At 62.7% G+C, this 11,624-nt stretch carries 12 protein-coding genes and 1 pseudogene; 11 read left to right on the forward strand and 2 right to left on the reverse strand.

All coding sequences use genetic code 11. The annotated features are described in order from the left end of the window. The 3 genes from rpmG to QZ184_RS07260 form a co-directional block, all read left to right on the forward strand. On the forward strand, nt 1–189 hold a 189-nt coding region (rpmG, locus tag QZ184_RS07250; protein ID WP_296418787.1), incomplete at its 5' end, for a 50S ribosomal protein L33. Between the two features lie 47 nt (nt 190–236). Further along, the gene (gene rpsR, locus QZ184_RS07255; RefSeq protein WP_010316983.1) at nt 237–458 is read left to right on the forward strand and encodes a 30S ribosomal protein S18; all 222 of its coding nucleotides are present in this window, start codon (nt 237–239) and stop codon (nt 456–458) included. 237 nt (nt 459–695) lie between these two features. Then, nucleotides 696–2,489 carry a ribonuclease catalytic domain-containing protein gene (locus tag QZ184_RS07260; RefSeq protein ID WP_296418789.1) on the forward strand — a complete coding sequence of 598 codons (1,794 nt, stop codon included), beginning with the start codon at nt 696–698 and terminating at the stop codon, nt 2,487–2,489. A 3-nt stretch (nt 2,490–2,492) separates the two neighbouring features. Here the strand turns inward: QZ184_RS07260 and QZ184_RS07265 are convergent, their stop codons facing one another. After that, nucleotides 2,493–4,304: an FAD-dependent oxidoreductase gene (locus QZ184_RS07265; RefSeq protein WP_296418790.1), complete on the reverse strand. Its 1,812-nt coding sequence runs from the start codon at nt 4,302–4,304 to the stop codon at nt 2,493–2,495. Nucleotides 4,305–4,377: 73 nt separating this feature from the next. On the opposite strand from QZ184_RS07265, the gene metG reads away from it, so the two are divergent. Both metG and lptC read left to right on the forward strand, forming a co-directional pair. Continuing rightward, nucleotides 4,378–5,946, forward strand: coding sequence for a methionine--tRNA ligase (gene metG, locus QZ184_RS07270; protein WP_247478444.1), 1,569 nt, complete (start codon nt 4,378–4,380; stop codon nt 5,944–5,946). After that, nucleotides 5,946–7,154 (forward strand): LPS export ABC transporter periplasmic protein LptC, encoded by a 1,209-nt coding sequence (gene lptC / locus QZ184_RS07275; protein WP_296415035.1) that lies wholly within the window; start codon nt 5,946–5,948, stop codon nt 7,152–7,154. Before metG ends, lptC begins: the two co-directional genes overlap by 1 nt. On the opposite strand, the gene QZ184_RS07280 is transcribed toward lptC, so the two are convergent. Beyond that, nucleotides 7,087–7,773, reverse strand: coding sequence for a cofactor assembly of complex C subunit B (locus tag QZ184_RS07280; protein WP_363159646.1), 687 nt, complete (start codon nt 7,771–7,773; stop codon nt 7,087–7,089). The genes lptC and QZ184_RS07280 overlap by 68 nt on opposite strands. 72 nt (nt 7,774–7,845) lie before the next feature. Here QZ184_RS07280 and QZ184_RS07285 point away from each other — a divergent pair, with 72 nt between their 5' ends. The 6 genes and pseudogenes from QZ184_RS07285 to QZ184_RS07310 all read left to right on the forward strand — a co-directional run. Continuing rightward, nucleotides 7,846–8,271 carry a tellurite resistance TerB family protein gene (locus QZ184_RS07285; protein ID WP_247478435.1) on the forward strand — a complete coding sequence of 142 codons (426 nt, stop codon included), beginning with the start codon at nt 7,846–7,848 and terminating at the stop codon, nt 8,269–8,271. A gap of 33 nt (nt 8,272–8,304) precedes the next feature. Further along, a complete protein-coding gene (locus QZ184_RS07290; protein ID WP_296415033.1) occupies nt 8,305–8,988 on the forward strand; it encodes a TPM domain-containing protein in 684 nt (227 codons plus the stop codon). A gap of 7 nt (nt 8,989–8,995) precedes the next feature. Beyond that, on the forward strand, nt 8,996–10,141 hold the full coding sequence (pxcA, locus tag QZ184_RS07295; RefSeq protein WP_296418792.1) for a proton extrusion protein PcxA: 1,146 nt from the start codon (nt 8,996–8,998) through the stop codon (nt 10,139–10,141). After that, complete coding sequence (cobU, locus tag QZ184_RS07300; RefSeq protein WP_296418796.1) at nt 10,131–10,709, forward strand: bifunctional adenosylcobinamide kinase/adenosylcobinamide-phosphate guanylyltransferase; 579 nt, start codon at nt 10,131–10,133, stop codon at nt 10,707–10,709. Before pxcA ends, cobU begins: the two co-directional genes overlap by 11 nt. Before the next feature lie 5 nt (nt 10,710–10,714). After that, nucleotides 10,715–11,188, forward strand: a complete 474-nt coding sequence (locus QZ184_RS07305; protein ID WP_296415028.1) for a tRNA (cytidine(34)-2'-O)-methyltransferase — start codon at nt 10,715–10,717, stop codon at nt 11,186–11,188. Between the two features lie 155 nt (nt 11,189–11,343). Further along, nucleotides 11,344–11,624: pseudogene (locus tag QZ184_RS07310) on the forward strand (peptidoglycan-binding protein); the annotation flags it as partial.

The following is an 11,624-nucleotide window of genomic DNA, read 5'->3' on the forward strand; positions in this document are numbered from 1 at the left end:
AAGAACAAGGGCGTCCGGATCGTGATCACTCTCGAGTGCACCGAATGCCGGTCCAACCCCGCCAAGCGGTCTCCTGGTGTGTCCCGTTACACCACCCAGAAGAACCGCCGCAACACCACTGAACGGATTGAACTCAAGAAGTTCTGCCCGCACTGCAACAAGTCGACGGTCCACAAAGAGATCAAGTGATCTCGGCGGCGTGATCTCCGCGTTCTGCATTTCTCCTCCGTTCAGTCATGCCTAGTTCCTTCTTCAAGAAACGCCTTTCACCGATTAAGCCCGGTGAACCGATCGACTACAAGGATGTCGATCTGCTCAAGAAGTTCATCACCGAGCGCGGCAAAATCCTGCCCCGTCGTCTGACTGGCCTCACCGCCAAGCAGCAGCGCGATCTGACCAACGCGGTCAAGCGCGCTCGGATTGTGGCTCTCCTGCCCTTCGTGAATCCCGAGGGCTGATCCCTGAGCGTTGCGGTCTTCCACAGCGGCGATCTCGTCGGTCTGCAGGAGTCCCGCTCGCCTCAACTTGCCATCGTTGAATCCATCCAGGGCAGCAAAGCGCGGCTCAAGGTTGGATTTGACTCCAAGCAACAGGTTGTCCCGCAACGACACCTTGAGCTCATCTGCCCCCTGCCCAGTGGTGCGTCAGCGCCGCAGCGGCTGGGGGCTTCTCCATGGGCCCTCAACCACGACCGAGTGGCAGCGGCCAAACCACGCCCCTCCGCTTGGGGGGCCGCATGGCTCCTGCTGAAGGACTCCGGCGAAGCCGTGAGCTTGCAGGAGTTTTGCGATCTGCTCTATGGCAACACTGAACCGCTCCAGTTGAGTGCCTGTTGGCTGGCCCTAGTGGGTGGTCAGCAGTGGTTCCGTTGGAAACAAGGCCATGTTCAGGCCCGCACCCTGGAGGAGCTGAAGCCACTGCGTCGCGAACGACGTCTCAAGGCGATTGCAGAAGAGGAAGAACGGCGCTGGCTTCAACTGCTGAAGAGGCGCCAACCAACAACAGCAGATCAGTGCAGCGCCCTGCATCTGCAGTGGCTCGAGCTGCTGAAGGAGACGGCCAGTGGACGCCGTGAGTTGTCTGAGCTCCCGGATGGGTTGCGTCAGAGCCTGTCGCTGCTGCATCTGACGCAAGAGCGCTCCCAACTGCGTCATCTATTGGTGGACTTGGGTCAATGGGACCCCCACCAGCTCCTCTCCCTGGCCGGGACGGTCTGGAGTGAAGGGTTTTCAGAGTCGCTTGTCCTGGAAGCGCAACGACTAGAGGCAGAGGCTGAGCAGGCGCAGCCAAGCGACCCGACTCGGGTCGACCTCTGCCAGCAACGCTGCGTGACGATCGACGATGACGACACCCGCGACATCGATGACGGTCTGGCAATCGAGAAAACTGCCGCTGGCCGGACAAGGATCTGGATCCATGTGGCCGATCCAGGGCGATTGATTCCAGCTGGCTCGCCCCTCGACCTAGAGGCGCGCAAGCGGGCCAGCAGCCTGTACCTGGCCCAGGGCAATGTGCCGATGTTTCCGGACAAGCTCTCCACCGGGGTCTTCAGCCTGCGGGCCGGACGCCGCACGGCGGCCTGGAGCACCTGGGCCGAGCTGAACGAGGACGGATCCCTGTCGGACTACGGCATGGTGCGCAGCTGGGTCAAGCCGATCTATCGACTCAGTTATGACGATGCCGATGAGCTGATCGAACTGGCCCCACCGCAGGACAGCGATCTTGCTGATCTGGAAGGCCTGCTGAATGCCAGGCGGCGCTGGCGACTCTCACAAGGGGCACTGCAAATGGATCTGCCTGAAGGCCGGATTCGAGCCCGGGAGGGACTGGCCCAGCTCGAGGTCACCGAACCGAGCAACTCGCGCCAGATGGTGGCCGAAGCGATGATCCTTGCCGGTGCCGTCGCTGCTCAGCTCGGACAGGACAGGGGAATCGCCCTTCCTTATCGCAGTCAGCTGCCCGCTGAACTCCCAGGACAAGCGGAATTGGACGCCCTTCCAGACGGAGCCGTTCGATTCGCCGCGATCAAGCGCTGCTTGAGTCGCGGCTTGATGGGCACCAAGCCAGCGGCCCATTTCAGCCTCGGGCTTCCGGCCTATGTGCAGGCCACGTCACCGATCCGGCGCTATGGCGATCTGCTCGTTCAGCGCCAGTTGGCCGCGGAGGAGCCGCTCTCGGAAGACGCCCTGCAGGAGCTGGTGAACGCGGTCGATGCCGCCATCCGCGAGGGAATCGCTATTTCCCGAGAAGACCAGCGGCATTGGCAGCAGGTTTGGTTTGAAGGACAGAAGGGCCAGCAGTGGCGAGCTCAGTTTCTGCGCTGGCTACGGCCACAGGACAATCTTGGCCTGGTTCGCATCGATGAGCTGGCGATGGATCTGGCTGCGGAATGCCCAAGCCACGCAACCCCGGGGGACGCCTTGCTGCTGCGCATCCAATCGGTCGACTCTCTTCAGGATCAGCTGAGACTCGTGGCGTCGGCCAGTTAAGACCTAGGGCGAGACAGCCGAGACTCTGAGCCAAGGCCCCCAGGGGTTGAAGCAGCCCAGCAGTTCCACCTGCCTGGGGCCTTCGAGTTGTTCAAGCCACTGATCGACGCAGGGTTCAAGCGTGATCACAGACCAGCGACTGCGGCCCCACGTTGCTTCTGCCAAATCAACGGCATAGGAACCATCCCCCATGGGACGAATCGTTCCTTGGACGTGCACACGAGCTCGATCAATGGCCGATGGAGCCGGTTGGGCGGCGCCAGAGCTGGCTCCCTGCCATGAGCCAGATCCACTTAACCGCCCTGGTTCTTGAAGAACGGCGCGCTGACGCGCAGCCCAATCGGGATGGTTGAAGGGGGTGTCCCAGAGGGGAATGACCCCGGCTGGCGCAACGGGGTCGGCAATCAGGCGCTCCTGAATGTCAATCACCGGGAGGTCAGAGGGAACGCCACCGCGTTCAAATGCCAGGGCGGCAGCCGCACCCGCGGCCTGACCAATGTTGAAAATCACTGGCTGCAGGCGCGTGGCACCGTTTGCCATATGGGAGCTGCTGAAGGCCTTGTCGGCGGCCAGAAGATTGTCGAGATCGGCACTCAGGAGGGCCTCGTAGGGCACACAAAACGGCGTGCCGCTCCAGCGCCCACCCCAGCGGCAGCTCTTGGCAGCCAGGGGCCAGTCATCCCCTGGGTAGTGGTGGTCATTGGCGTAATTGCCAACGGCAATGGAACTGATCTGTCCCTCTTGATTGCGGGGCAGAGTTGAAATCGAGCGTCCCGATCGTTCGGGAAGGAGATCCTGCTCAATGACGGTGCTGCGGCCCACCATTCGCCGCCCTTCTCGCCAGTACGGCATGGCCGCCAAGGCAGGGTCAGGACTGCCTGAATCCTGCGGAAAGGCATCGCCCAAGCTGAGCCAACCGGAGCAGAGCTCCATCAACTCCGCCGCAAAGCTGCGGCTATGGGCCTGCATCTCTCGCTCCAGCTCCGCTTCGGCGTCCGCCTGGTTGCTGAAGGCACGGTCCAAACCCTGATGCCAGTCATTGCCTTGCAAAGGCCAGTTCAGCATCACCAGGCCCCCAGGCAACCGCCCATAGGTGAGCGTGCGTTCCAGCCCAAACGCTTGGCAGGCCTGCTCAAACGGAGCGGGGAGTAGCGGCTTCTCCGGTAAGGCCTGGGCTGGCTTTTCCCCATGCAGTTGTCCCATCACCACCCAGGTGGGGGACTGCACCGGCTGCCGTTCAAAGAACGACTCCGTGGCGAGTCGTTCTGCACTGGGGGCGCTGGGTTCACCCCAGAGCTCCTGGGGTTCCCAGCCCAAGCGATAGGGGAGATCCAAGAAGGGCAGGAGGTCGCCCCGGTCACTGCCATCAATCAGGACGCTGCAGGCCAGCTGTTGCCGCTGGCCATCACGTTCAATCTCGATGGAGCGCACCAGCCGCTCGGAACGGTTCACCGCCAGACAACGGCAACCCGTCAGCCAGGTGAGGTTGGGGAGCTCCTGCACCCACTGCTGCAGCAGGGCCTCGGCCTGGATCGGGCGAAAGCCAAAGCAGCTGACCCAGTTCTGGTCCAGACCCTCTGGCTCCCGTTCCGCCATACCCCGCAGAAAGGCCCCCCAGAGGCCGGTTTGCCAGGGACTCAGCTCGTTGCCATCGGGGCAACAGACCCCGGCAGCACTGACCATTCCCCCCAGCCAAGAACCAGGCGTGAGCAGAACGGTCGGAGCGCCGGCGCGGGCCGCTTGGATCGCCGCAGCCACTCCACCGGTTCCACCTCCCCACACCACCACCGGGGCGGAATCAATGCGGGCTGGCATGCCTGGATGGAGGAGTCAGCCCCAGGCTCGCAGCTGAAGGCACGATCGGGAAGGGCTGCGTAGGATCCCGCCGATGACTTACACCCTCACCACACCCCTCTACTACGTCAACGACAAGCCCCACCTGGGGAGCGCGTACACGACCCTGGCCTGCGATGCCCTGGCCCGGTTCCAGAGACTGAAGGGTGAGGAGGTGCTGTTCATCACCGGCTGTGATGAGCACGGCCAGAAGATTCAGCGCACGGCCGAGGCGGCAGGCCTGACCCCGCAGGCCCATTGCGACGGCGTGAGTGCCCAGTACCGAGAGCTCTGGGATCGCTGGCAGATCAGCAACAACCGCTTGATTCGCACGACGGATCCACGGCACCGCCAGGTCGTCCAGCAGTTTTTTGCGCGGGTCGAGGCGAGCGGAGACATCGTCGAAGGCCGGCAGCAGGGTTGGTACTGCGTGGCCTGCGAGGAATTCAAGGACGACCCCCATGAGGCCCAGGATCCGGAGTGCCCGATCCACCGCAAACCGCTGGAATGGCGTGATGAGCTGAACCTGTTTTTCCGCCTCTCCCGTTATCAAGAGCAGATCGAGGCCCTGATCAGCCAACCCGGTTTTATTCAGCCGGTGAGCCGCCGCCGCGAAGTCGAAAACTTCGTCAAGCAAGGGCTGCGGGATTTCTCGATTTCACGGATCAACCTGCCCTGGGGAATCCCCGTGCCAGGCCATGAGGGTCACACCTTCTATGTCTGGTTCGATGCGCTCTTGGGCTACATCACTGCCCTGCTCGAAGAGGGCGATGCAGCTGATCTCGACACAGCGATCTCCAGGGGCTGGCCCGCTTCGGTGCACGTGATTGGCAAGGACATCCTTCGCTTCCATGCCGTCTATTGGCCGGCCATGCTGCTCTCGGCTGGACTCCCCCTGCCCGCCAAGGTCTTTGGCCATGGTTTTCTGACCCGCGAGGGTCAAAAGATGGGGAAATCCCTCGGCAACGTGCTCGACCCGGCCGACCTGCTCGAGCGCTGCGGCCGGGATGCCGTGCGCTGGTACCTGTTGCGCGACATCCCCTTTGGTGAGGACGGGGATTTCCAGCAGCAGCGCTTCACCGATCTGGTCAATAACGACCTGGCCAACACCATCGGCAACCTGCTGAACCGCACGAGCTCCATGGCTCGCCGTTGGTTCGATGAAGCCGTACCTCCAGCCGATCAGGCCAGGACCAGCACCCATCCCCTGGCCCAGGCGGCAGCACAGGCCAAGGACGCCAGCCTGGCAGCACTAGAGAACCTGGAGTTCCGCTCGGCGGCCGAGGCAGCCCTGCAACTGGCGATTAGCGCCAATGGCTATCTCAATGATCAGGCGCCCTGGAGCTTGATGAAGAAGGAGGGCACACGGGAGCAGGTGGCCAACGACCTCTATGCCGTGCTCGAAGCCGCTCGGCTCGTGGCCCTGCTGATGGCACCCCTCTTGCCCGATCTCTCCGGGCGAATGCTGCATCAACTCGGGCAACCGATTCCCGATTCCAATGCGACGGCCCAGGTGAGCTCGGCCTGGCTGGAGCAGCTCAGCTGGGGTGGACTCCAGAGCGGAGCACCGCTGCCTGAGCCCTCCCCGGTGATGGCACGCCTGGAACTGGAGGATCCGCTCTGATGGTTCGGATCAACCGAGCACTGCAGCTCAGTGCCGTCTGTCTGCTGGTCGGCTGCTCAACAGCGACCCGGCAAGGCAGCCAACCGTTTTCCTTCCGTGCCTTGGACCTGCGTCAGCAGGACCCCAAGGGAGCCCCGGCGTGGGAGCTCAAAAGTCCAGAGGCTCGCTACGACATCCAGCGCAAATTGGCCCAGGCACTGAGGCCCCGGGGCACGGTCTTTCGGCGCGGTGAGCCAAGCATCTTGATTGCTGCCGAGCGGGGCACCGTGATCGGCGATGGCCAAGCCATCCAGCTGGAGGGAACCGTCCGTATCACCCTGCTGGGCGAGGAACCGGTTGAGATCACCGGGGACACCGCCCGCTGGTTACCGCGCCAGGAGCTGATGGTCATCGACCAGAGGCCCGTGGCCCTCGATCGCCGGTCCCGCATCAGTGCGGAAACGGCTCAGTACTTCATCAAGCGTGACCTGGTCGAGCTCCGCGGTGCCCCCGTGCTTGAGCACTGGCAAGACGGACGCAGCAAAGCAGGCAACGCCAAAACACCCGCTCCGCTCCCTCTGAAAGTCAAAGCCCAGTGGGTCGACTGGAAGCCGGAGCGGGGCGATCTCACCGCACCTGCGGTGGTGCGCGGCGAGCAGTTCGAGCAATCCAAGCCGGCTCCAGCCAAGGACGAAAAGCCAGCGCCCAGCCTTGTCCTGACCGCCCAGGGGCTGCGCGGCAATTTGCGCCAGGGCTATGTGGACCTGGTCGCTCCGGTGCAGGTGCGACGCGCCGATGGCAAGGGTTGGCTCGACGCCAAGCAAACCCGCTGGGCCATCAATGATCAGTTGCTCAGCAGCGACCAACCCTTCACGGGTCAGTTCAATGCCCTGAAAGCCAAGGGAGATCGCTTCACGGTCGATCTGGAGAAGAGTGATGTGAAGGTCTCCCGTGGCTGCGAGTTGGAACAGCCTGGTGAGCGGCTGACGGCCATGCGGTGTCTCTGGAACTGGCCGAGTGGGCGGTTTGTAGCCACCGATCAGGTGGTGCTCAAACGCGACACGTACAAGCAGGTCACCCGGGCCAAGCGCTTGGAAGGAAAGATCGGTGACGACGGAACCGCTGTCTTCAGTTCCCCCGGAGAACGGGTGAATTCCCGTTTCACCCTTCCGCCGAAGGGCCAAGGGGGAGGGGGAAAGAAGCGAGCTCCTGCTCCAATTGCGTTCTGAGCTTCAAGCTCCAACCCTCAATCCAGCTCTCATCGCTGCGGCTGAAGCAACGCGGCGACCATCCCGCCACCAGCAGCAGTCCATCCTCAGCGATCGGTTGAATGATGAGCGCTGGAGTGTTCTCGGGGAGTCCCTTGAACTCATCACGACCGGGGTAGAGCGCCAGGTTCACCAGGTTGATCGCCTTCTGCGTTGCCCAAGCCCGCTCGCAAATCGGGCCTGGCTCAAAGGGGCTGGAGTCGAGCACCCCCCGTCGCAGGAGCACCTGCCCGCGCCAGAGCAGTAACAGTGAGGCCGCCGGGGTCGCGGTCAACAGCATTTGACTGCCCCAGCCCAACTCTTGACGGAGGGAATCGGGCAGCTCGGCTGCGATCTCCAGGCCCTGCTCACCGACTAACGCCACCCGATCTGGGGCCAGCGGAGCGGCCCTAGTCCAGAGGACAGCGACCAGCATCAAGCCAACCGAGAGCAGGCTGCTCAACACCCCCGCCCTCTCCAACGCAGGGCTCAACTCAGACGCGCTGAGCTGATTGCCGACACACAAGAGCAGACCGAGAATGCCAATGAGCAAGCAGACGCGAGCTGGAAGAGGCACGGTGTCGGCGCTTTGCCCCCTCACGTTGTCACAGGCTCACATCCGCCTCCAAATGGCGCGGGTAGACGCTCAAATGGGGCATCTTCCGCAGGGACCATGGGCCAGCCCGAGCTCACGTCAGCGCCAGAGGCCTTCGCTGCCGTGGCCCTCGCTGCGATTGCAGCCGATGGGGAACTGAGTGCTGTTGAGGCCAGGGCCCTGCGCCAACAACTGGAATATCGCCAACCCTTCCGCAGGCTGAGCGATCAGGACATGGGTGCACTGCTGGATCGGGTGTTGCTGCAACTCAGGGCCAGCAGTTGTGCGGAGCTGATCCTGCAGGCAACCCCCCTCCTTTCAATGGAACAACGGGAAACGGCCCTGGCCGTTGCGGCCCACCTCATTCACGCCGATCACATCGAAACCCAAGCCGAACTGACCTTCCTGGATCAATTGCGGGACGCCTTTGGCCTTGAGCCAGCACGAAGTGCATCAATCCTTGAGGTGATCTCCCTGCTGCATCGCGACAGCTTGGCCAGCTAGGGGCAGACTGTGCCCAGGTTTAAGCGTTCGCTGGTGCGTCACGTCCTCCGCAGAAAGCTCTGGTCTCTGGTGATGGCCGCTGCCCTGGCGCTCACCAGCCTGATCGCGCCATCGGCAGCACTCGCCACTGGATTGGCCGACTTTCCTGTGCAGCGTCCCAGCAGCCACGTGATTGATAGTGCCGATGTGCTGAGTCGCGCCGCCAGCGGTGATGTCAACCAGCGACTCGAGCAGTTCTCGGAATTGGGGGTGGATGCCCGCTTGGTGACCCTGAGGCGCCTGGATTACGGCGTCAGCCTGGAGACCCTCGGCGAGGAACTTCTGCAGCAGTGGCAGGACGAGGCCAGCCGCGATGGCTTGCTGTTGCTCCTGATCGAGGCGCAGAACAACAGTGCAGCCGTCGTTGCCAGTCCAGCTCTGCTTGAGCAACTTCCCTCCACCTTGCTCTCCAGCACGGCCATCAGCACCATGGGACTTCCCCTGAGGGAGGGCTCCCGCTACAGGCAAGCCAGCCTCGACGCCCTAAGCCGACTCGAAGTCGTGCTCAACGGGGGCGAAGATCCCGGTCCGCCACAGCTTGTGGAGCGCATGCCAGTTGAGACCAATATTCCAACCAAGGAAGAAACCGAGTCCAGCAACGCCTTCCTTTGGGTTGTCGTTTTGCTGGTGGTTGGCACCCTGGTGCCAATGATCACCTGGTGGGTCTTCTCCCGCTGAGATCGCCATGGGGTTGACCGATTGGATTGGAAGCTTTGATCGGGCCAGTACCCACGATCTGAGCAACAACCTCGAGAGGGCCTACGAAGCCGCGCTCCTGATTCAGAGCCTCGAGCTTGAGTACTACAACGACCGCCCAGTTCGCCCTGAGATCGAACTGAGCATCCCTCAATCCGCCAAGGCCCTGATGCTGCGCCGCTTTCGCGCAGCCCTGCAGGTCGCCCAGGACAACCTGGCGGATGTCGCCCCGAAGCGTTCCGAGCTCGATAGCCAAGAGCTCAGACAGTTGCAGCTTGTGGAGAGCGTTGTCTCCCGCTACGGCCGAGGACGCAGCACCGCTCCAGCCATGTCCCGGTCCCCGGAGATGCTGCCCCGCAGCCTGCTGGGTGTGTTTGATGGGGTCCGCCGCCAGCTCGACCCTGAGGCCGAAGCCTCCTTGGTGGCTGGTTTCCGCCGCCGCCGGGACTCGACTCTGGTGTCCCTGCGGGTGCTGCTTCTGTTGATTCTCGTGCCGCTGGTGATTCAACAGGCCAGTAGGAGTCTGGTGATCTCACCGCTGATGAATCGCTATGCACCGGAGATTCCCTTCCTCAATTACACCAAGCCCCACCTTCAAGAGAAGGCTGTCGCCAAGTTGAGGCTGTATCAACAGGAGCTCGAGTTTGAGGCTCTGTTGGAAGGGAAACAGCCTCCCTCCCCAGAGGAGATTCAATCCGCCCTGGCCCGCCGGGCCAATGCCCTCAAGGATGAAGCGGATGCAGAAAGCATCGAAGCTTCAAAGAATGTCCTTGCCGACCTGGCGGCGCTGGTTGGCTTTGTCTTGGTCTGCCTGTTTGGCCGCCGGGACCTTCAGGTGCTGCGGGGCTTTCTCGATGAGGCCGTTTACGGCTTGAGCGACAGCGCCAAGGCCTTCGCCATCATCCTGTTCACGGACATTTTTGTTGGCTTCCACAGCCCCGAAGGATGGACCGTCTTGCTCGATGGGATTGCCCACCACCTGGGGCTTCCCGCCGAAGAGAACTTCATCCTTCTGTTCATTGCCACCTTCCCGGTGGTGCTGGCGACGATTTTCAAGTACTGGATCTTCCGCTACCTCAACCGCGTTTCTCCATCGGCCGTGGCCACCCTCAAAAACATGAACGGTGGTGGCTAGTCCCGCCGAGCCTGCGGGTCTGGTTGTTGTCACTGGACCCAGCCGCAGTGGCAAAAGCCGTTGGGCCGAACATCTCGCTGCGCTCCACCCGGGCCCAGTTCTCTACCTCGCCACCGGACAGCCTCCTGGCGAAGACGAACGCTGGGCACAACGGATCCGAGACCATCAAGACCGCAGACCCTCTGGTTGGCAGACCCTGGAAGTCGGCGCCGACCTGACCGCTGCGCTTTCGGGTCTCACTCCATCCGCTGATGGCCAGGAGCCCAGGCTCCTGTTGATCGACGCCCTGGGAACCTGGCTCGCCCAACACCTGGAGGCCTCTGCTGAGCAGTGGCAGGACTGCAGCACGGCCCTGTTAAACCAATTGCAACAGCAGCATGAGCCTGTGATCTTGGTGATGGAGGAAGTCGGTTGGGGCGTGGTTCCTGCCACGGCCATCGGCGGGCTCTTCCGCGACAGGATGGGGGACCTGCAACAACGGTTGACCGCGATCAGCCATGAGGCTTGGCTCGTGGTCAGCGGCCGAGCCCTGAACCTCCACGAGCTCGGTATCCCCGTCCCGCGCTAGATGCCATGCCCAGGGTGGTCCTGTTTCAACCGGAGATTCCACCGAATACGGGGAACGTGGCCCGCAGTTGCGCAGCGACCTGCACCGAACTGCATCTGATCGAGCCCTTGGGCTTTCAGATCGATGACCGAACCCTGAAGCGGGCCGGTCTCGACTATTGGCCCTGGGTTCAACTGGAGCGCCACGCCAACTGGGAGCAGTTCCTCGAGAAGCGGCGTCAGCGCGGCGGCCGCCTGCTCGCCCTGAGTCGCCACGCCAGCGAGCCGTACCACCGCATTCAGTACCGAGCGGATGACTGGCTGCTGTTTGGCCGTGAGAGCAGCGGCCTGCCCGGGGAGCTCCTAGAGCACGTGGATCAGCGACTGTTGATCCCCATGCCGGGCTCGGTGGACCAGGGCGGCGGGGTGCGAAGTCTGAATCTCGCGACATCCGTGGGTGTTGTTCTCTTCGAGGCACTCAGGCAACTCGAAGTGGGCTAACCCTTTGCAGGGCAAGGGGTCTCAGATCGAGATTGGGTTGTGGTCGACCCAGAAGTTGACCCTTATGACTTGCGCGGGTACCGGCCAGTCGTTAATCTCGCGCCGTCCGGAGGATGTTGGCTTCTCCACCGGGCTTTGACCTTTGGCCAAACTGGATGAAGCCTGTTCACTTTCTACTGACGACGGCAGCCAGCACTGCAGCCCTTGGGGCTGCCGGCACCGTTGTCGCCCCCTCCCTGGCTGACTCCAAGTCAGGGATGCTTCCTCAGCTCTCAGCTCCACCCGCCATCAGTGCAGACCTGATTGCTGCCGCTGAGACCAGGCCCAGCACCGAGAAGATCTGGGTCAAAGCCCGTCAAGCCATCACCCTCAAGCACCTCGCCAGTCAGCTGGCGCAGGACGAGACGCTGATCAGCCAGCTCAACGACGTCAAGGC

The organism is Vulcanococcus sp. DEBay_Sum22DG08_74 (genome assembly GCF_017852955.1).
Classification (GTDB): Bacteria; Cyanobacteriota; Cyanobacteriia; order PCC-6307; family Cyanobiaceae; genus Vulcanococcus.